The 19,877-nt window shown below is 40.6% G+C and carries 28 protein-coding genes; 25 read left to right on the forward strand and 3 right to left on the reverse strand.

All coding sequences use genetic code 11. The annotated features are described in order from the left end of the window. Position 1 precedes the first annotated feature (1 nt). From rplP to JQ843_RS00550, 24 genes are all read left to right on the forward strand, one after another. Entirely contained in the window at positions 2 to 415 is a 414-nt protein-coding gene (gene rplP / locus JQ843_RS00435; RefSeq protein WP_000960946.1) for a 50S ribosomal protein L16, read from the forward strand. 9 nt (positions 416 to 424) lie between these two features. Then, positions 425 to 631 (forward strand): 50S ribosomal protein L29, encoded by a 207-nt coding sequence (gene rpmC / locus JQ843_RS00440; RefSeq protein ID WP_000772918.1) that lies wholly within the window; start codon positions 425 to 427, stop codon positions 629 to 631. 24 nt (positions 632 to 655) lie between these two features. Continuing rightward, the gene (rpsQ, locus tag JQ843_RS00445) at positions 656 to 916 is read left to right on the forward strand and encodes a 30S ribosomal protein S17 (protein WP_000440801.1); all 261 of its coding nucleotides are present in this window, start codon (positions 656 to 658) and stop codon (positions 914 to 916) included. 25 nt (positions 917 to 941) lie between these two features. Continuing rightward, entirely contained in the window at positions 942 to 1,310 is a 369-nt protein-coding gene (gene rplN / locus JQ843_RS00450) for a 50S ribosomal protein L14 (protein WP_000616545.1), read from the forward strand. Between the two features lie 78 nt (positions 1,311 to 1,388). Beyond that, complete coding sequence (gene rplX / locus JQ843_RS00455; protein WP_000497691.1) at positions 1,389 to 1,694, forward strand: 50S ribosomal protein L24; 306 nt, start codon at positions 1,389 to 1,391, stop codon at positions 1,692 to 1,694. Positions 1,695 to 1,717: 23 nt separating this feature from the next. Beyond that, complete coding sequence (rplE, locus tag JQ843_RS00460) at positions 1,718 to 2,260, forward strand: 50S ribosomal protein L5 (RefSeq protein WP_000013542.1); 543 nt, start codon at positions 1,718 to 1,720, stop codon at positions 2,258 to 2,260. Positions 2,261 to 2,277: 17 nt separating this feature from the next. Then, entirely contained in the window at positions 2,278 to 2,463 is a 186-nt protein-coding gene (locus JQ843_RS00465; RefSeq protein ID WP_001085697.1) for a type Z 30S ribosomal protein S14, read from the forward strand. Positions 2,464 to 2,676: 213 nt separating this feature from the next. After that, on the forward strand, positions 2,677 to 3,075 hold the full coding sequence (gene rpsH / locus JQ843_RS00470) for a 30S ribosomal protein S8 (protein ID WP_000245504.1): 399 nt from the start codon (positions 2,677 to 2,679) through the stop codon (positions 3,073 to 3,075). A 226-nt stretch (positions 3,076 to 3,301) separates the two neighbouring features. Next, positions 3,302 to 3,838 carry a 50S ribosomal protein L6 gene (gene rplF, locus JQ843_RS00475; RefSeq protein WP_049546952.1) on the forward strand — a complete coding sequence of 179 codons (537 nt, stop codon included), beginning with the start codon at positions 3,302 to 3,304 and terminating at the stop codon, positions 3,836 to 3,838. 83 nt (positions 3,839 to 3,921) lie between these two features. Further along, positions 3,922 to 4,278 (forward strand): 50S ribosomal protein L18, encoded by a 357-nt coding sequence (rplR, locus tag JQ843_RS00480; protein WP_000624044.1) that lies wholly within the window; start codon positions 3,922 to 3,924, stop codon positions 4,276 to 4,278. A gap of 17 nt (positions 4,279 to 4,295) precedes the next feature. Beyond that, positions 4,296 to 4,790: a 30S ribosomal protein S5 gene (gene rpsE, locus JQ843_RS00485; RefSeq protein WP_000874202.1), complete on the forward strand. Its 495-nt coding sequence runs from the start codon at positions 4,296 to 4,298 to the stop codon at positions 4,788 to 4,790. A gap of 13 nt (positions 4,791 to 4,803) precedes the next feature. Continuing rightward, positions 4,804 to 4,986: a 50S ribosomal protein L30 gene (gene rpmD / locus JQ843_RS00490; protein ID WP_000057241.1), complete on the forward strand. Its 183-nt coding sequence runs from the start codon at positions 4,804 to 4,806 to the stop codon at positions 4,984 to 4,986. Positions 4,987 to 5,130: 144 nt separating this feature from the next. Next, positions 5,131 to 5,571 (forward strand): 50S ribosomal protein L15, encoded by a 441-nt coding sequence (gene rplO / locus JQ843_RS00495; protein WP_000766087.1) that lies wholly within the window; start codon positions 5,131 to 5,133, stop codon positions 5,569 to 5,571. 12 nt (positions 5,572 to 5,583) lie between these two features. Next, entirely contained in the window at positions 5,584 to 6,894 is a 1,311-nt protein-coding gene (secY, locus tag JQ843_RS00500; protein WP_000465403.1) for a preprotein translocase subunit SecY, read from the forward strand. A gap of 149 nt (positions 6,895 to 7,043) precedes the next feature. Then, positions 7,044 to 7,682, forward strand: a complete 639-nt coding sequence (locus JQ843_RS00505) for an adenylate kinase (RefSeq protein ID WP_001050436.1) — start codon at positions 7,044 to 7,046, stop codon at positions 7,680 to 7,682. Between the two features lie 116 nt (positions 7,683 to 7,798). Continuing rightward, positions 7,799 to 8,017 (forward strand): translation initiation factor IF-1, encoded by a 219-nt coding sequence (gene infA / locus JQ843_RS00510; RefSeq protein WP_001029883.1) that lies wholly within the window; start codon positions 7,799 to 7,801, stop codon positions 8,015 to 8,017. A 24-nt stretch (positions 8,018 to 8,041) separates the two neighbouring features. Further along, positions 8,042 to 8,158 (forward strand): 50S ribosomal protein L36, encoded by a 117-nt coding sequence (gene rpmJ / locus JQ843_RS00515; RefSeq protein WP_001808836.1) that lies wholly within the window; start codon positions 8,042 to 8,044, stop codon positions 8,156 to 8,158. Positions 8,159 to 8,175: 17 nt separating this feature from the next. Further along, positions 8,176 to 8,541 (forward strand): 30S ribosomal protein S13, encoded by a 366-nt coding sequence (gene rpsM / locus JQ843_RS00520; protein ID WP_000090781.1) that lies wholly within the window; start codon positions 8,176 to 8,178, stop codon positions 8,539 to 8,541. Between the two features lie 17 nt (positions 8,542 to 8,558). Further along, positions 8,559 to 8,942, forward strand: coding sequence for a 30S ribosomal protein S11 (rpsK, locus tag JQ843_RS00525; protein ID WP_001118385.1), 384 nt, complete (start codon positions 8,559 to 8,561; stop codon positions 8,940 to 8,942). A gap of 42 nt (positions 8,943 to 8,984) precedes the next feature. Next, positions 8,985 to 9,920, forward strand: coding sequence for a DNA-directed RNA polymerase subunit alpha (locus tag JQ843_RS00530; protein WP_000568988.1), 936 nt, complete (start codon positions 8,985 to 8,987; stop codon positions 9,918 to 9,920). An 11-nt stretch (positions 9,921 to 9,931) separates the two neighbouring features. Next, on the forward strand, positions 9,932 to 10,318 hold the full coding sequence (gene rplQ, locus JQ843_RS00535; protein WP_000331493.1) for a 50S ribosomal protein L17: 387 nt from the start codon (positions 9,932 to 9,934) through the stop codon (positions 10,316 to 10,318). Positions 10,319 to 10,582: 264 nt separating this feature from the next. Beyond that, positions 10,583 to 10,849 carry an ACT domain-containing protein gene (locus JQ843_RS00540; protein WP_000644120.1) on the forward strand — a complete coding sequence of 89 codons (267 nt, stop codon included), beginning with the start codon at positions 10,583 to 10,585 and terminating at the stop codon, positions 10,847 to 10,849. A 9-nt stretch (positions 10,850 to 10,858) separates the two neighbouring features. Beyond that, positions 10,859 to 12,196: a PFL family protein gene (locus tag JQ843_RS00545; RefSeq protein ID WP_000354926.1), complete on the forward strand. Its 1,338-nt coding sequence runs from the start codon at positions 10,859 to 10,861 to the stop codon at positions 12,194 to 12,196. Between the two features lie 243 nt (positions 12,197 to 12,439). Further along, complete coding sequence (locus JQ843_RS00550) at positions 12,440 to 13,132, forward strand: histidine phosphatase family protein (protein ID WP_203212616.1); 693 nt, start codon at positions 12,440 to 12,442, stop codon at positions 13,130 to 13,132. Positions 13,133 to 13,214: 82 nt separating this feature from the next. Here the strand turns inward: JQ843_RS00550 and JQ843_RS00555 are convergent, their stop codons facing one another. From JQ843_RS00555 to JQ843_RS00565, 3 genes are read right to left on the reverse strand one after another with little or no spacing between them, the layout of a single operon-like run. Beyond that, on the reverse strand, positions 13,215 to 14,873 hold the full coding sequence (locus tag JQ843_RS00555) for an ABC transporter permease (protein ID WP_050261299.1): 1,659 nt from the start codon (positions 14,871 to 14,873) through the stop codon (positions 13,215 to 13,217). Then, the gene (locus JQ843_RS00560; RefSeq protein ID WP_084888266.1) at positions 14,863 to 15,954 is read right to left on the reverse strand and encodes an ABC transporter ATP-binding protein; all 1,092 of its coding nucleotides are present in this window, start codon (positions 15,952 to 15,954) and stop codon (positions 14,863 to 14,865) included. The genes JQ843_RS00555 and JQ843_RS00560 overlap by 11 nt, the downstream gene beginning before the upstream one ends. Positions 15,955 to 15,966: 12 nt before the next feature. After that, positions 15,967 to 17,007, reverse strand: coding sequence for an ABC transporter substrate-binding protein (locus JQ843_RS00565; RefSeq protein WP_203212617.1), 1,041 nt, complete (start codon positions 17,005 to 17,007; stop codon positions 15,967 to 15,969). Positions 17,008 to 17,327: 320 nt separating this feature from the next. Between JQ843_RS00565 and leuS the strand changes: the two genes are divergently transcribed. Next, the gene (gene leuS, locus JQ843_RS00570) at positions 17,328 to 19,829 is read left to right on the forward strand and encodes a leucine--tRNA ligase (RefSeq protein WP_203212618.1); all 2,502 of its coding nucleotides are present in this window, start codon (positions 17,328 to 17,330) and stop codon (positions 19,827 to 19,829) included. Positions 19,830 to 19,877 lie beyond the last annotated feature (48 nt).

Below are 19,877 nucleotides of genomic sequence, written 5' to 3' on the forward strand. Positions count from 1 at the left end.
AATGTTAGTACCTAAACGTGTTAAACACCGTCGTGAATTCCGTGGAAAAATGCGCGGTGAAGCAAAAGGTGGAAAAGAAGTAGCATTCGGTGAATACGGTCTTCAAGCTACAACTAGCCACTGGATCACTAACCGCCAAATCGAAGCTGCTCGTATCGCCATGACTCGTTACATGAAACGTGGTGGTAAAGTTTGGATTAAAATCTTCCCACACAAATCATACACTGCTAAAGCTATCGGTGTGCGTATGGGATCTGGTAAAGGGGCACCTGAAGGTTGGGTAGCACCAGTTAAACGTGGTAAAGTGATGTTCGAAATCGCTGGTGTATCTGAAGAGATCGCTCGCGAAGCGCTTCGTCTTGCTAGCCACAAATTGCCAGTTAAATGTAAATTCGTAAAACGTGAAGCAGAATAAGGAGAAGGCATGAAACTTAATGAAGTAAAAGAATTTGTTAAAGAACTTCGTGGTCTTTCTCAAGAAGAACTCGCGAAGCGCGAAAACGAATTGAAAAAAGAATTGTTTGAACTTCGTTTCCAAGCTGCTACTGGTCAATTGGAACAAACAGCTCGCTTGAAAGAAGTTAAAAAACAAATCGCTCGTATCAAAACAGTTCAATCTGAAGCGAAATAATAGACTAGGGAAGGAGAAATTTCAATGGAACGCAATAATCGTAAAGTTCTTGTTGGACGTGTTGTATCTGACAAAATGGACAAGACAATCACAGTTGTAGTTGAAACAAAACGTAACCACCCAGTCTATGGTAAACGTATTAACTACTCTAAAAAATACAAAGCTCATGATGAAAACAATGTTGCCAAAGAAGGCGATATCGTACGTATCATGGAAACTCGCCCGCTTTCAGCTACAAAACGTTTCCGTCTTGTAGAAGTTGTTGAAGAAGCGGTCATCATCTAATCAAACCTGAAAGGAGAAAACTGAAATGATTCAAACAGAAACTCGTTTGAAAGTCGCAGACAACAGCGGTGCTCGCGAAATCTTGACTATCAAAGTTCTTGGTGGTTCAGGACGTAAATTTGCAAACATCGGTGATGTTATCGTGGCATCTGTAAAACAAGCTACTCCTGGTGGTGCGGTTAAAAAAGGTGACGTTGTTAAAGCAGTTATCGTTCGTACTAAATCAGGTGCTCGTCGTGCTGATGGTTCATACATCAAATTTGACGAAAACGCAGCAGTTATCATCCGTGAAGACAAAACTCCTCGCGGAACACGTATCTTTGGCCCAGTTGCACGTGAATTGCGTGAAGGTGGCTTCATGAAGATTGTGTCACTTGCTCCAGAAGTACTTTAATTTTTAGAAACAAACTAGTCCCCTGGATTTACCTCCAGGGTGCCCTTATGGGCGTAAGAAAAATCAAGGAGAAACCTAATGTTTGTAAAAAAAGGCGACAAAGTTCGCGTAATCGCTGGTAAAGATAAGGGAACAGAAGCTGTTGTCCTTACTGCCCTTCCAAAAGTAAACAAAGTTATCGTTGAAGGTGTTAACATCGTTAAGAAACACCAACGTCCAACTAACGAACTTCCTCAAGGTGGTATCATCGAGAAAGAAGCAGCTATCCACGTATCAAACGTTCAAGTTTTGGACAAAAATGGTGTAGCTGGTCGTGTTGGTTACAAATTTGTAGACGGTAAAAAAGTTCGCTACAACAAAAAATCAGGCGAAGTGCTTGATTAATCACGAAGGAAAGGAGAAGTATAATGGCAAATCGTTTAAAAGAAAAATATCTTAATGAAGTAGTTCCTGCTTTGACAGAACAATTCAACTACTCATCAGTGATGGCTGTGCCTAAAGTAGATAAGATCGTTTTGAACATGGGTGTTGGTGAAGCTGTATCAAACGCTAAAAGCCTTGAAAAAGCTGCTGAAGAATTGGCACTTATCTCAGGTCAAAAACCACTTATCACTAAAGCTAAAAAATCAATCGCCGGCTTCCGTCTTCGTGAAGGTGTTGCGATCGGTGCAAAAGTTACCCTTCGTGGTGAACGTATGTACGAATTCTTGGATAAATTGGTTTCAGTTTCACTTCCACGTGTACGTGACTTCCACGGTGTTCCAACAAAATCATTTGATGGACGCGGAAACTACACACTTGGTGTGAAAGAACAATTGATTTTCCCAGAAATCAACTTCGATGACGTTGACAAAACTCGTGGTCTTGACATCGTTATCGTAACAACTGCTAACACTGACGAAGAGTCACGTGCATTGCTTACAGGCCTTGGAATGCCTTTTGCAAAATAATATAGGAGGTAAATCTAATGGCTAAAAAATCAATGATTGCTAAGAACAAACGTCCAGCGAAGTTCTCTACTCAAGCTTATACTCGTTGTGAAAAATGTGGTCGTCCACATTCAGTTTACCGCAAATTTAAACTTTGCCGTGTTTGCTTCCGTGAATTAGCTTACAAAGGACAAATCCCAGGCGTTACCAAAGCATCTTGGTAATATCATGATACAAAGAGCGTAACAACCACAGCAAAAATAGGAAATTTGGTGTAGGAGCGATGCTCCAAAACAAATTTATCTTTTTTGCGCAGGTTGTAGCTCGTGTTCAAATAAGAGTTTTCTTATTTGAATGTATCAATACTATCTGAGCCTAGCTCAATCATTAACTAGCAAGTGCAACTTGCAAACTACTAGTAAGAGGAGAAAAACAAAATGGTTATGACTGACCCAATCGCAGACTTCCTAACTCGTATTCGTAACGCTAACCAAGCTAAACACGAAGTACTTGAAGTACCTGCATCAAACATCAAAAAAGGGATTGCTGAAATCCTTAAACGCGAAGGTTTTGTAAAAAACGTTGAAATCATCGAAGATGACAAACAAGGCATCATCCGTGTATTCCTTAAATACGGACCAAACGGTGAAAAAGTTATCACTAACTTGAAACGTGTTTCTAAACCAGGACTTCGTGTCTACAAAAAACGTGAAGACCTTCCAAAAGTTCTTAACGGACTTGGAATTGCTATCCTTTCAACTTCTGAAGGTTTGCTTACTGATAAAGAAGCACGCCAAAAGAATGTTGGTGGGGAAGTTATCGCTTACGTTTGGTAATTGATGATGTGAAAGCGTTAAAAGAATGCAGTGAAAATAGGAAGTTTGTAGCAGGAGCGATGCTCCAAGACAAACTTATCTTTTTCACCAAATTCTTAGCTCGAACTCAAATCAAGATACAAAGCTCGTTAGAGCGTGTTCAGTTCAGCTCTTGAACTAAATAAGTATCTGAACCCCCGTGAAAACTGGCCGTTTAGGCCTGACAATCTAACAGGAGAAAATAAACATGTCACGTATTGGTAATAAAGTTATCGTGTTGCCTGCTGGTGTAGAAATCACTAACAATGACAACGTTGTAACTGTAAAAGGACCTAAAGGAGAACTTACTCGTGAGTTCTCAAAAGATATTGAAATCCGTGTGGAAGGTAGTGAAGTAACTCTTCACCGTCCAAACGATTCAAAAGAAATGAAAACTATCCACGGAACTACTCGTGCCCTTTTGAACAACATGGTTATTGGTGTATCAGAAGGATTCAAGAAAGAACTTGAAATGCGCGGGGTTGGTTACCGTGCACAACTTCAAGGATCTAAACTTGTTTTGGCTGTTGGTAAATCTCATCCAGACGAAGTTGAAGCTCCAGAAGGAATTACTTTTGAACTTCCAAATCCAACAACAATCGTTGTTAGCGGAATTTCAAAAGAAGTAGTTGGTCAAACAGCTGCTTACGTACGTAGCCTTCGTTCACCAGAACCATATAAAGGTAAAGGTATCCGTTACGTTGGTGAATTCGTTCGCCGTAAAGAAGGTAAAACAGGTAAATAATGTTGAGTGGTTGAGTCTCAACCACCAACCTATTTTCCAACTTTGTGCATAGCACACGATTTAAAACTAAAGAGGTGAAAACTGTGATTTCAAAACCAGATAAAAACAAACTCCGCCAAAAACGCCACCGTCGCGTTCGCGGAAAACTCTCTGGAACTGCTGATCGCCCACGTTTGAACGTATTCCGTTCTAATACAGGCATCTACGCTCAAGTGATTGATGACGTAGCGGGTGTAACGCTCGCAAGTGCTTCAACTCTTGACAAAGAAGTTTCAAAAGGAACTAAAACTGAACAAGCCGTTGCTGTCGGTAAACTCGTTGCAGAACGTGCAAACGCTAAAGGTATTTCAGAAGTGGTGTTCGACCGCGGTGGATATCTATATCACGGACGTGTGAAAGCTTTGGCTGATGCAGCTCGTGAAAACGGATTGAAATTCTAATAGGAGGACACTAGAAAATGGCATTTAAAGACAATGCAGTTGAATTAGAAGAACGCGTAGTTGCTGTCAACCGTGTTACAAAAGTTGTTAAAGGTGGACGTCGTCTTCGTTTCGCAGCTCTTGTTGTTGTTGGTGACCACAACGGTCGCGTAGGATTTGGTACTGGTAAAGCTCAAGAAGTTCCAGAAGCAATCCGTAAAGCAGTAGATGATGCTAAGAAAAACTTGATCGAAGTTCCTATGGTTGGAACAACAATCCCACACGAAGTTCTTTCAGAATTCGGTGGAGCTAAAGTATTGTTGAAACCTGCTGTAGAAGGTTCTGGAGTTGCGGCTGGTGGTGCAGTTCGTGCCGTTGTGGAATTGGCAGGTGTGGCAGATATTACATCTAAATCACTTGGTTCTAACACTCCAATCAACATTGTTCGTGCAACTGTTGAAGGTTTGAAACAATTGAAACGCGCTGAAGAAGTTGCTGCCCTTCGTGGTATTTCAGTTTCTGATTTGGCATAAGAAAGGGGATAAAATGGCTCAAATTAAAATTACTTTGACTAAGTCTCCAATCGGACGCATTCCATCACAACGTAAAACTGTTGTAGCACTTGGACTTGGCAAATTGAACAGCTCTGTTATTAAAGAAGATAACGCTGCTATCCGTGGTATGATCACTGCAGTATCTCACTTGGTAACAGTTGAAGAAGTAAACTAATGAATTTTTAGGGGATGTGCACTATACCATCCCCTAAAACTAGATATAGTCATCTATGATGACGTCGTATAGGCGAGTTGATGGGGGAGACAACCTTTTCTCCCTTATCGGCGCTAGCATTTTACAAAAGAGGAGAAAATAAAAATGAAACTTCATGAATTGAAACCTGCAGAAGGTTCTCGTAAAGTACGTAACCGCGTTGGTCGTGGTACTTCATCAGGTAACGGTAAAACATCTGGTCGTGGTCAAAAAGGTCAAAAAGCTCGTAGCGGTGGCGGAGTTCGCCTTGGTTTTGAAGGTGGACAAACTCCATTGTTCCGTCGTCTTCCAAAACGTGGATTCACTAACATCAACGCTAAAGAATACGCAATTGTGAACCTTGACCAATTGAACGTCTTTGAAGATGGTGCTGAAGTTACTCCAGTTGTTCTTATCGAAGCAGGAATTGTTAAAGCTGAAAAATCAGGTATTAAAATTCTTGGTAACGGTGAGTTGACTAAGAAATTGACTGTGAAAGCAGCTAAATTCTCTAAATCAGCTGAAGAAGCTATCACTGCTAAAGGTGGTTCAGTAGAAGTCATCTAAGAGAGGTGACCTATGTTTTTTAAATTATTAAGAGAAGCTCTTAAAGTCAAGCAGGTTCGATCAAAAATTTTATTCACAATTTTTATCGTTTTGGTCTTTCGTATCGGAACTAGCATTACAGTTCCTGGTGTGAATGCCAATAGCTTGAATGCTTTAAGTGGATTATCCTTCTTAAACATGTTGAGCTTGGTGTCAGGGAATGCCATGAAAAACTTCTCAGTTTTTGCTCTTGGTGTTAGCCCCTACATTACGGCCTCTATCGTTGTCCAACTCTTGCAAATGGATATTTTACCCAAATTTGTAGAGTGGGGTAAACAAGGGGAAGTAGGTCGAAGAAAATTAAATCAAGCTACTCGTTATATTGCTCTTGTTCTAGCCTTTGTGCAATCGATCGGGATTACAGCTGGTTTTAATACTTTGGCTGGAGCTCAATTGTTGAAAACAGCTCTTACTCCACAAGTCTTTATCATGATTGGTATCATCTTAACAGCTGGTAGTATGATTGTGACTTGGTTGGGAGAGCAAATTACAGATAAGGGATACGGAAATGGTGTTTCTATGATTATCTTTGCCGGGATTGTTGCCTCAATTCCAGAGATGATTCAGGGCATCTATGTGGACTACTTTGTGAACGTCCCAAGTAGCCGTATCAACTCATCCATCATTTTCGTAATCATTTTGATTATTACTGTATTGTTGATCATTTATTTTACAACTTATGTTCAACAAGCAGAATACAAAATTCCAATCCAATATACTAAGGTTGCACAAGGTGCTCCATCTAGCTCTTACCTTCCTTTGAAGGTAAACCCTGCTGGAGTTATCCCTGTTATCTTTGCAAGTTCGATTACTGCAGCGCCTGCGGCTATTCTTCAGTTTTTGAGTGCTACAGGTCATGATTGGGCTTGGGTAAGAACAGCACAAGAAATGCTGGCAACAACTTCACCAACTGGTATTGCTATGTATGCTTTATTGATTATTCTCTTTACATTCTTCTATACGTTTGTACAGATTAATCCTGAAAAAGCGGCAGAGAATCTACAAAAGAGCGGTGCCTATATCCACGGAGTTCGTCCTGGTAAAGGTACAGAAGAATATATGTCTAAACTTCTTCGTCGTCTTGCAACTGTTGGTTCTCTATTCCTTGGTGTGATTTCTATTTTACCGATCGTAGCAAAAGATGTTTTCGGACTTTCAGAAGCAGTTGCTTTTGGAGGAACCAGTCTTTTGATCATTATCTCTACAGGTATTGAAGGAATCAAACAATTGGAAGGCTACCTATTGAAACGTAAGTATGTTGGTTTCATGGACAGAACAGAATAAAAGTAATTACTGAATCAGTAATTACTGAGGGAGTGGAGGTTTAACTCTAACATTTGTGAGAGTTTGGTCTCCCCTCTTCTATTTTGTTTTTAAATAGGGGTGAAAAGACTTTTTGCTTCTATTTAAAAATAAAATAAGGAGATCAAATCATGAATCTTTTGATTATGGGCTTACCTGGTGCAGGTAAGGGAACTCAAGCAGCAAAAATCGTAGAACAATTCCATGTTGCACATATCTCAACAGGTGATATGTTCCGCGCTGCAATGGCAAATCAAACTGAAATGGGTGTTCTTGCTAAGTCATACATTGACAAGGGTGAATTGGTTCCTGACGAAGTTACAAATGGAATCGTAAAAGAACGTCTTTCACAAGATGATATTAAAGAAACAGGATTCTTGTTGGATGGTTACCCACGTACAATCGAACAAGCTCATGCCTTGGACAAAACATTGGCTGAACTTGGCATCGAACTAGAAGGTGTTATCAACATAGAAGTGAATCCAGATAGCCTCTTGGAACGTTTGAGTGGTCGTATCATCCACCGCGTAACTGGAGAAACTTTCCACAAGGTCTTTAACCCACCAGTTGACTATAAAGAAGAAGATTACTACCAACGTGAAGATGATAAGCCTGAGACAGTCAAACGTCGTTTGGATGTGAATATTGCTCAAGGGGAACCAATCATTGCTCACTACCGTGCCAAAGGTTTGGTTCATGACATCGAAGGTAATCAAGATATCAATGATGTCTTCTCAGATATCGAAAAAGTATTGACAAATTTGAAATAAAGCGTTTTTCACACTTGCAAAAATCCGCTACAAATGTTATACTGAGATAGTCTGACTTATAATTGTTGTCTCTGTGTCTAGAGGCATCGAATCGAAATTTATGGAGGTGCTTTTGCGTGGCAAAAGACGATGTGATTGAAGTTGAAGGCAAAGTAGTTGATACAATGCCGAATGCAATGTTTACGGTTGAACTTGAAAATGGACATCAGATTTTAGCAACAGTTTCTGGTAAAATTCGTAAAAACTATATTCGTATTTTAGCGGGAGATCGTGTTACTGTCGAAATGAGTCCATATGACTTGACACGTGGACGTATCACTTACCGCTTTAAATAATCGAAAAACTTGGAGGGATAAGAAATGAAAGTAAGACCATCGGTCAAACCAATTTGCGAATACTGTAAAGTTATTCGTCGTAATGGTCGTGTTATGGTAATTTGCCCAGCAAATCCAAAACACAAACAACGTCAAGGATAAGATAGAAAGGAGAAAACATGGCTCGTATTGCTGGAGTTGACATTCCAAATGACAAACGCGTAGTAATCTCATTGACTTATGTTTATGGTATCGGACTTGCAACATCTAAGAAAATTTTGGCTGCTGCTGGAATCTCAGAAGATGTTCGTGTACGTGATCTTACATCAGATCAAGAAGATGCTATCCGTCGTGAAGTGGATGCAATCAAAGTTGAAGGTGACCTTCGTCGTGAAGTAAACTTGAACATCAAACGTTTGATGGAAATCGGTTCATACCGTGGTATCCGTCACCGTCGTGGACTTCCTGTCCGTGGACAAAACACTAAAAACAACGCTCGCACTCGTAAAGGTAAAGCTGTTGCGATTGCTGGTAAGAAAAAATAATATAGGAGGTAAAAGTCTTGGCTAAACCAACACGTAAACGTCGTGTGAAAAAGAATATCGAATCTGGTATTGCTCATATTCACGCTACATTTAATAACACTATTGTTATGATTACTGATGTGCATGGTAATGCAATTGCTTGGTCATCAGCTGGTGCTCTTGGTTTCAAAGGTTCTCGTAAATCTACACCATTCGCTGCTCAAATGGCTTCTGAAGCTGCTGCTAAATCTGCACAAGAACACGGTCTTAAATCAGTTGAAGTTACTGTAAAAGGTCCAGGTTCTGGTCGTGAGTCAGCTATTCGTGCGCTTGCTGCCGCTGGTCTTGAAGTAACAGCAATTCGTGATGTGACTCCAGTGCCACACAATGGTGCTCGTCCTCCAAAACGTCGCCGTGTATAATCATCGCATTACACTGCTTTTCGTTTAAGAGGGAGTAACTAAATGATCGAGTTTGAAAAACCAAATATAACAAAAATTGATGAAAATAAAGATTATGGCAAGTTTGTAATCGAACCACTTGAACGTGGCTACGGTACAACTCTTGGTAACTCTCTTCGTCGTGTACTTCTAGCTTCTCTACCAGGAGCAGCTGTGACATCTATCAATATTGATGGTGTGTTACATGAGTTTGACACAGTTCCAGGTGTTCGTGAAGACGTGATGCAAATCATTCTGAACATTAAAGGAATTGCAGTGAAATCGTACGTTGAAGACGAAAAAATCATCGAACTGGATGTTGAAGGTCCTGCTGAGGTAACAGCTGGTGACATTTTGACAGATAGCGATATTGAAATTGTAAATCCAGATCATTATCTCTTTACAATCGGTGAAGGTTCTTCCCTAAAAGCGACTATGACTGTTAACAGTGGTCGTGGATATGTACCTGCTGATGAAAATAAAAAAGATAATGCACCAGTTGGAACACTTGCTGTAGATTCTATTTATACACCAGTTACAAAAGTCAACTATCAAGTGGAACCTGCTCGTGTAGGTAGCAATGATGGATTTGACAAATTAACCCTTGAAATCTTGACAAATGGAACAATTATTCCAGAAGATGCTTTAGGGCTTTCAGCACGTATTTTGACAGAACATCTTGATTTGTTTACAAATCTTACTGAGATTGCTAAGTCAACTGAAGTGATGAAAGAAGCTGATACTGAATCTGACGACCGTATTTTGGATCGTACGATTGAGGAACTGGACTTGTCTGTGCGTTCATACAACTGTTTGAAACGTGCCGGTATCAATACTGTGCATGATTTGACAGAAAAATCTGAAGCAGAGATGATGAAAGTACGAAATCTTGGACGCAAGAGTTTGGAAGAAGTGAAACTCAAACTCATTGATTTGGGTCTTGGATTAAAAGATAAATAAAGGAGGAATAAATGGCTTACCGTAAACTAGGACGCACTAGCTCACAACGTAAAGCAATGCTTCGCGATTTGACAACTGACCTTTTGATCAACGAATCAATCGTGACAACTGAAGCTCGTGCTAAAGAAATCCGTAAAACTGTTGAAAAAATGATTACTCTAGGTAAACGTGGTGATTTGCATGCACGTCGTCAAGCAGCTGCTTTCGTACGTAATGAAATCGCATCTGAAAACTATGATGAAGCAACTGATAAGTACACTTCTACTACAGCACTTCAAAAATTGTTCTCAGAAATTGCACCTCGTTATGCTGAACGTAACGGTGGATACACTCGTATCCTTAAAACTGAACCACGTCGTGGTGATGCAGCGCCAATGGCGATCATCGAATTAGTATAAAATCATCAATTTTGTTGAGTGTTATGATGATGGAGTCTTGTGCTCTTAGTCTAGCTCTGGTCTACCGCTAGGATTTCGGTCCTAGCGGGAACACTCATCATAAGTTGGGATAGTAGACGCTTGTTTACGAAATTGTTTTTTTCTTAAGAACAACTTCGTAAGCAGGCGTTTTTGAGTATTTTAGTTAGAATTATGCTATACTATTTGAAAAGAATCCTGTTTAATGTTCAGGTTTCCTATTAAAAGAAGAATTGGAGTTTGCTTATGAAAGCGATTATAACTGTTGTTGGTAAAGATAAATCTGGAATTGTTGCAGGTGTTTCTGGTAAAATAGCAGAATTGGGTTTGAATATTGATGATATCTCTCAAACTGTCTTGGATGAATATTTCACGATGATGGCTGTCGTCTCTAGTGATGAAAAGCAAGATTTTACACGTCTTCGTAATGAATTTGAAGCTTTTGGGCAAATTTTGAATGTGAAAATCAACATTCAGAGTGCAGCGATTTTCGAAGCTATGTATAATATCTAGGAGGTTATCATGGATATTAGACAAGTTACTGAAACCATCTCCATGATTGAGGAGCAAAACTTCGATATCAGAACTATTACCATGGGGATTTCCCTATTGGACTGTATCGATCCGGATATCAATCGTGCTGCGGAGAAAATTTATCAAAAGATTAGGACCAAGGCAGCTAATTTAGTGGCTGTTGGCGATGAAATTGCGGCTGAGTTGGGGATTCCAATCGTTAATAAGCGTGTATCGGTGACTCCTATTTCTCTGATTGGGGCGGCGACAGATGCGACAGACTATGTGGTTCTGGCAAAAGCACTTGATAAGGCTGCGAAAGAGATTGGTGTGGACTTTATTGGTGGTTTTTCAGCCTTGGTACAAAAGGGTTATCAAAAGGGAGATGAGATTCTTATCAATTCTATTCCTCGTGCTTTGGCTGAAACGGATAAGGTCTGCTCGTCAGTCAATATAGGCTCAACCAAGTCTGGTATCAATATGACGGCTGTCGCAGATATGGGACGAGTTATCAAGGAAACGGCAACTCTATCTGATATGGGGGCAGCTAAGTTGGTTGTATTCGCTAATGCTGTTGAGGACAATCCATTTATGGCGGGTGCCTTCCATGGTGTTGGGGAGGCAGATGTTATCATCAATGTCGGAGTTTCTGGTCCTGGTGTGGTGAAACGTGCCTTGGAAAAAGTTCGTGGACAGAGCTTTGATGTAGTAGCAGAAACAGTCAAGAAAACTGCCTTTAAAATCACTCGTATCGGTCAATTGGTTGGTCAAATGGCCAGTGAGAGACTGGGTGTGGAGTTTGGTATTGTGGACTTGAGTTTGGCGCCAACTCCTGCGGTTGGAGATTCTGTGGCACGGGTGCTTGAGGAAATGGGACTTGAGACAGTTGGAACACACGGGACGACGGCTGCCTTGGCTCTCTTGAATGACCAAGTTAAGAAGGGCGGAGTGATGGCCTGCAACCAAGTCGGTGGTTTGTCTGGTGCCTTTATCCCTGTTTCAGAGGATGAAGGAATGATTGCTGCAGTGCAAAATGGTTCTCTTAATTTAGAAAAACTAGAGGCCATGACGGCTATCTGTTCCGTTGGTTTGGATATGATTGCCATTCCGGAGGATACACCTGCTGAAACCATTGCGGCTATGATTGCAGATGAAGCTGCAATTGGTGTCATTAACATGAAAACAACAGCTGTTCGTATCATTCCAAAAGGAAAAGAAGGCGATATGATTGAATTTGGTGGCCTATTAGGTACTGCACCTGTTATGAAGGTCAATGGGGCTTCGTCTGTCGATTTCATCTCTCGTGGAGGACAAATCCCAGCACCAATTCATAGTTTTAAAAATTAAGAAAATAGGAGAAATTTTAAGTTCTATTTAAGGTTGGATGTGTATACTATAATCATTAAATAAAGACCTCCTAATATTATTTGAAACAGATAACACTGATTTAGTTTGAATTTGATTTTCATCTAATATCTTTATTTAATGAACTCCTAAACTTTTTCATAATAATCTCCTGCAAAAGTCGCCTGTATGGGTGGCTTTTGTTTTATCATCCATGTTATAATAGAAGCAAACGGAGGACGGAAAATGGTAAAAGTACGATTGTATTTGGTACGTCATGGCAAGACCATGTTTAACACGATTGGTCGCGCGCAAGGTTGGAGCGATACTCCCTTAACAGCTGAAGGTGAGCGAGGGATTCAAGAATTAGGAATCGGTTTGCGAGAATCTGGTCTACAGTTTGAGCGCGCTTATTCCAGTGATTCTGGTCGCACCATTCAGACCATGGGAATCATTCTTGAAGAACTTGGCTTGCAAGGGAAAATACCTTATCGCATGGACAAACGTATCAGAGAATGGTGTTTCGGTAGTTTTGATGGGGCTTATGATGGTGATCTTTTCATGGGCATTATTCCTCGTATCTTTAATGTGGACCACGTTCACCAATTGTCTTATGCTGAACTGGCTGAAGGTTTGGTAGAGGTTGATACAGCTGGTTGGGCTGAGGGCTGGGAAAAACTCAGTGGCCGAATCAAGGAAGGTTTTGAAGCGATTGCCAAAGAAATGGAAGAACAAGGTGGGGGCAATGCTCTTGTCGTTAGCCACGGAATGACCATTGGAACCATTGTTTATCTGATTAATGGCATGCATCCGCATGGTCTCGATAATGGTAGCGTGACGATCCTTGAATATGAGGACGGCCAGTTTAGCGTAGAAATTGTCGGCGACCGTAGTTACCGAGAACTAGGACGTGAGAAGATGGAAGAAGCCTCTATTTAATCAATGAGCTAGGAATTTGATAAGAATATCAAGATAAGAAAAAACAGCCGAGAATTCTTTCGGCTGTTTTTGATGGGGAAAACTAAAGTGTAATGCTATTGCTTTTAGAGATTTTCATAAACAAGAGCAAGGAACCTACTGTTAGAACAGTCAGGATAGTTGATAAGGCTGCGGCTACACCGTAATTCCCTCTGAGAACCTCTGTATAAATGGCTACAGTCATTGTTCTTGTTTTGACATTGTAGAGGAGGATAGAAGTAGAGAGTTCTGAAATCATTGTAACCCAAGATAGGATAGCTCCAGAAATAATACCAGATAGCATCATTGGAGTTGTAATCTTGGCAAAGGTATTGAGACGGCTACTTCCTAAGCTTTCAGCAGCTTCTTCAATACTTGGTGCTATTTGTTGCAAGCTAGCAACAGATGAGCGAATAGTATACGGTAATCTTCTGACAGATAGGGACATGATCAAGATGAAAGCAGTTCCTGTAATCATAAGAAATCCACTTCCAAATAGACCGGTATTGAAGGAAGAAATGAAGGCAATCCCTAGAACAGTTCCGGGTACAATATAAGGGACCATACTGAGGCTGTCAATTAAGTTTGTAAACAAATTCCGTTTTCTAACGGCTAGGTAGGAGATAAATGTTGCGAATAGGACAACTAGAACTAAGGCAATCAAAGGGATACGAATAGTATTGAAAATAGCAGATCCCATACGATTGAAAGCTACCTTGTAACTGTTTAGAGAATAACCTTTGACAAATACCATACCTGATGTTTTTAGGAAAGAAGTATAAATCAAGTAGACTTGAGGTAGAACAGAGAACAAGATAATTCCGTAGACTGTTGCATAAATGGCAGCCATTTTTCCTTTTGTAGTTTTTTTAGGCTCAATTGGATGGAGCGAATTCATGCTGAAACTGTAGCGGTTTGAGATGTATTTTTGGATAAGGAAGATTGCCAAGGCAATGATAATCGCCATAATTGCTAAAGCAGATGCAAAAGCAGAATTTCCTCCAACCTCGCTAATGAATTGGGTATAAATCAAGACCGGGAAAGTCCGATATCCTTCACCAATCAACATAGGCGTTCCAAAATCTGAGAATGCTCTCATAAACACAAGCAGGGCAGCAGCTAGTAAGGTTGGAACTAGGAGAGGTAAAACAACCGTTACGATACGCTTAAATCCGAAGGACCCCATGCTTTCAGCAGCTTCAAGTAGAGAATTGTCAATACTTTTCATTGTCCCAGCAACGTATAGAAATACCAGTGGGAATAGTTGCAGTGTAAAGACAAGTACAATTCCTTTGAATCCATAAATATCAATAGCTGGAAGATGAAGAGTATTTGTCAGAAATTTAGTGATGACCCCATTTCGTCCCAGCAAGAGAATCCAGGAGTAGGCTCCCACGAAAGGAGCTGACATGGAAGCAATGATAATCAATATTTGTAGAAATTTCTTTCCCTTGAAGTCATACATGGAAAAAAGATAAGCTAATAGGGTTCCTACAACTAAGGAAGTGACAGTAGCGGTAATGGAGACCTTGAAACTGTTGACAAGTGTCTCAGAGTAGTAAGCTTTACTAAAGAAAGTGACAAAATTAGCTAGTGAGAATTGTCCTTCATGTATGAGTGCTTGCTTGAGCACGGTAACGATAGGATAAACGAGAAAGACAAGATAGGTAAGAAAGATGAAGAAAGAGGAGGCTGTCCAAATATTTAGTTTTTTACGTTCCATGGTTGACTCCTTTTATCAGGTTTTGGGAACCATCTGCAGAAAAGACGTTTAATTTTTGAGTATTGATTCGTAGACGAATACGATCGCCTTTTTGTAGATCTTCTTCAAAAGTTGATTCTTCGCTAACCTGAATTTTTGAGGCAAAGCCTGTTTCAATGAAATACTCCGTATTTAGTCCAAGATAGACGCTATCGCTAATAGTTCCTTCAATATCTCCAGATTCATCTTTGATAAACTCTTCAGGACGAATGCTTACATGAATAGCTTGTTCCTCAGCCTGATCAAGGGCTGGCATTCGAAGGGCATAGCCATCTGAAAAGACGATATAAGCGCCGTCGCTCCGTTTTTCGAGATTGGCAGGGATGATATTTGTGCGTCCGATAAAGGTAGCCACAAACTCATTGGCTGGTTTATGATAGAGTTCTTTTGGTCGGCCGATTTGTTGGATCACCCCATCTTTCATAACAGCAATTTGGTCTGAAATAGCCATTGCTTCTTCTTGGTCGTGGGTCACATAGACGGTTGTAATTCCCACTTCGTGTTGGATTTCTCGAATGGCTTGACGCATATCCAAGCGAAGTTTGGCATCTAGGTTACTAAGTGGCTCGTCCATGAGGAGAACACTTGGATTAACCGCTAAGGCGCGTGCCAAGGCGACACGTTGTTGTTGTCCACCACTGAGTTTATCAGGTTTTCGATCCGCATATTGAGCAATTTGCATGAGTTCGAGATATTTATTGGTTTGTTGAATCAATTCTTCTTTTGGAACCTTCTTTTGCTTAAGACCAAAAGCAACATTATCTCGGACAGTCAAATGTGGGAAAATAGCGTAGTTTTGGAAAACCATCCCGATATTGCGTTTGCTGGGTTCCATATTATTGATTTTTGTATCATCGAAGTAAAATTCTCCGCCTTCGATACTGTTGAAACCTGCAATCATACGAAGAAGAGTCGTTTTCCCACACCCTGAAGGACCAAGGATGGTAAAGAGACTTCCTTTGGGAACTGTAATATTTAAATTATCAATAACAGGAACATCGTGGTAGATTTTTTTGGCGTTAATAATTTTGATCTCACTCATAGTGAACCTCTTTTACTGTTTAGATTGGATATCTGTAAAAATATCATTGTACTTTTTAAGAATGGCGGATTTGTTTTTAATGACATAATCGGAATCTTCAGTGGCAATATTGATTTCTGTCATAGCCTTCATATTTTTATTAGTTTTAGCATTTTTACGAATGGGTCTGATTGTTGTTTCAGTTCCTAGCTTATCTTGAATTTCTTGAGAAAGGAGGAAGTCGATAAACTTTTTAGCATTTTCCATATGTTTGGCGTTTTTGATGATAGCCGCGTTACCAGGTAAAAAGACGGTTCCTTCTTTTGGATAAATGACTTTTACATCAACTCCGTCATTTAAGAGTTTTAAGGCAGGATCTTCATAGGTGAGCCCTACAGCCATTTCTCCATCGGCGACAGCTTTGTAAACATTTGAAGAGCTAGATGCAATCTTTCCATCTACTAGGGTAAATAGATTTTTCACATAGTTCCAAGCCTGTTCATTTTCGTATCCACCTTGATCGACAAGCATGTTTGTTAATTGAGCAAAGGCGCTAGAAGCATTACTTGGATCAGCAGTAGCAATTTTACCTTTTAATTTAGGATTGAGTAGATCATTGTAGCCTTCAATTTTAATATCTTTTGTAAGAGCTGAATTGGCAATGATGACACTGACATCCAGTGTATAAGGCGTGTAGAATCCGGTTTTATTTTGATATTCAGGGATTATCTGGTCGTTCTCTTGAGAAATATAAGGTTCAAAAAGATTTTCGTTAGAAGAGAAGAGGGCGTAGGAGCCTCCGAAAATGACATCGGCTACAGGCGATTCTTTTTCAGCCTCAGCTTTTTTGAACAATTCACCAGTGCTGGCTTGTACTAAGTCAACCTTAATACCATATTTTTCTTCGAAGGCTGGGATTGTTTCTTCGATAAGGTCTTCAGGGTTAGGCGAGTATACAACCAAAGTGTTATCTGAATCTTTCTCAGAGCTAGTTTCCGCTTCTATAGATGAAGAACATCCTGATAAAGTAAGAAATATCCACCCACAAGATAGAAAGAATAGTAGTTTTTTCATAAGAATTCTCCTTTTTACGAACGTTTTCGCTCTACAATTTTTATAACGTTTATAATTTGTAGAGTCCTATAGAATATAATAAAAACCTTAAAGAAAACTAAAACGGGGAATATGAGTCAAAGGCGTTAGGGGGAAAAATATGAAAGAGACAAACAGTTAATAGAAGTTAGCTCCAAGTGTGAGCTAATTTTTTATTCTGCTAAGTAAGTTGGATTTGCGACTCGGTCTTTCTTGCTATACAAGCCCAAAAGAACATTTCTCATCTTTCAAATTCCCTCAAAAATGGTATAATAGTAACATCACAAAATTGGAGAGAGACCATGAGTTTTTACAATCATAAAGAAATTGAGCCTAAGTGGCAGGGCTACTGGGCAGAACATCATACATTTAAGACAGGAACAGATGCATCAAAACCAAAGTTTTATGCTCTTGATATGTTCCCTTATCCATCTGGAGCGGGTCTACACGTAGGACACCCAGAAGGTTATACTGCAACCGATATCCTTAGCCGTTACAAACGTGCGCAAGGCTACAATGTCCTTCATCCAATGGGTTGGGATGCTTTTGGTTTGCCTGCAGAGCAATACGCTATGGATACAGGTAATGACCCAGCAGAATTTACAGCTGAGAACATTGCCAACTTCAAACGCCAAATCAATGCGCTTGGATTTTCTTATGACTGGGACCGTGAAGTTAACACAACAGATCCAAACTACTACAAGTGGACTCAGTGGATTTTCACTAAGCTTTACGAAAAGGGCTTGGCCTATGAAGCGGAAGTGCCAGTAAACTGGGTTGAAGAATTGGGAACTGCCATCGCCAACGAAGAGGTTCTTCCTGATGGAACTTCTGAGCGTGGTGGCTATCCTGTTGTCCGCAAACCAATGCGTCAATGGATGCTTAAAATTACAGCCTATGCAGAACGCTTGCTTAATGACTTGGATGAGTTGGATTGGCCAGAGTCTATCAAGGACATGCAACGCAACTGGATTGGTAAATCAACTGGTGCCAATGTAACCTTTAAAGTTAAGGGAACAGAAAAGGAATTCACCGTCTTTACGACTCGTCCTGATACCCTTTTCGGTGCAACTTTCACTGTCTTGGCTCCTGAGCATGATTTGGTTGATGCGATTACAAGTCCAGAGCAAGCAGAGGCTGTAGCAGACTATAAACACCAAGCTAGTCTGAAATCAGACTTGGCTCGTACAGACCTTGCCAAGGAAAAAACAGGGGTTTGGACTGGTGCTTATGCCATCAACCCTGTAAACGGCAAGGAAATTCCAATCTGGATTGCAGACTATGTTCTTGCTAGTTATGGAACAGGTGCGGTAATGGCTGTACCTGCTCATGACCAACGTGACTGGGAATTTGCCAAACAATTTGAGCTTCCAATCGTCGAAGTACTTGAAGGTGGAAACGTAGAAGAAGCTGCCTACACAGAAGATGGACTTCATGTCAATTCAGACTTCCTAGATGGATTGAACAAAGAAGACGCTATTGATAAGATTGTGGCTTGGTTGGAAGAAAAAGGTTGTGGACAAGAGAAGGTGACCTACCGTCTCCGCGACTGGCTCTTTAGCCGTCAACGTTACTGGGGTGAGCCGATCCCAATCATTCATTGGGAAGATGGAACTTCAACAGCTGTTCCTGAAAGTGAATTGCCACTTGTCTTGCCAGTAACCAAGGATATCCGCCCTTCAGGTACTGGGGAGAGTCCGCTAGCTAACTTGACTGACTGGTTGGAAGTGACTCGTGAAGATGGCGTCAAGGGTCGTCGTGAAACAAACACTATGCCACAGTGGGCTGGTTCAAGCTGGTACTACCTTCGCTATATTGATCCACACAATACTGAGAAATTGGCTGATGAGGACCTTCTCAAACAATGGTTACCAGTAGATATCTACGTGGGTGGAGCAGAACACGCCGTTCTTCATTTGCTTTACGCTCGTTTCTGGCACAAATTCCTCTATGACCTCGGTGTTGTTCCAACTAAGGAACCATTCCAAAAACTCTTTAACCAAGGGATGATTTTGGGAACAAGCTACCGTGACCATCGTGGCGCGCTTGTAGCGACTGATAAGGTTGAAAAACGCGACGGTTCCTTCTTCCATGTGGAAACAGGAGAGGAGTTGGAGCAAGCACCAGCCAAGATGTCTAAATCTCTTAAGAACGTTGTCAACCCAGACGACGTAGTGGAACAATACGGTGCCGATACCCTTCGCGTCTATGAAATGTTTATGGGGCCACTCGATGCTTCTATCGCTTGGTCAGAAGAAGGTCTGGAAGGAAGTCGTAAATTCCTTGACCGTGTTTACCGTTTGATTACAAGTAAGGAAATTGTTGTGGAAAACGATGGTGCTCTTGACAAGGTTTACAATGAAACCGTTAAAGCTGTCACAGAGCAAATTGAGTCTATGAAATTCAATACAGCCATTGCCCAACTCATGGTCTTTGTCAACGCGGCGAACAAGGAAGACAAACTCTATGTGGACTACGCCAAAGGCTTTATACAATTGATTGCACCATTTGCACCTCACTTGGCAGAAGAACTCTGGCAAACAGTAGCAGCAACAGGAGAATCTATCTCTTATGTAGCTTGGCCAACTTGGGACGAAAGCAAATTAGTTGAAGACGAAATCGAAATCGTCGTCCAAATTAAAGGAAAAGTCCGCGCTAAACTCATGGTATCTAAAGACTTGTCACGAGAAGAATTACAAGAAATTGCTCTGGCTGATGAAAAAGTCAAAGCAGAGATTGACGGTAAGGAAATCGTGAAAGTGATTAGTGTACCGAATAAATTAGTTAATATCGTTGTGAAATAAGATAGGAATCCTTCAGAGTAGAATCTGGAGGATTTTTTGAATCTTCTT

Source organism: Streptococcus mitis (assembly GCF_905187495.1).
GTDB lineage: Bacteria > Bacillota > Bacilli > Lactobacillales > Streptococcaceae > Streptococcus > Streptococcus mitis_CU.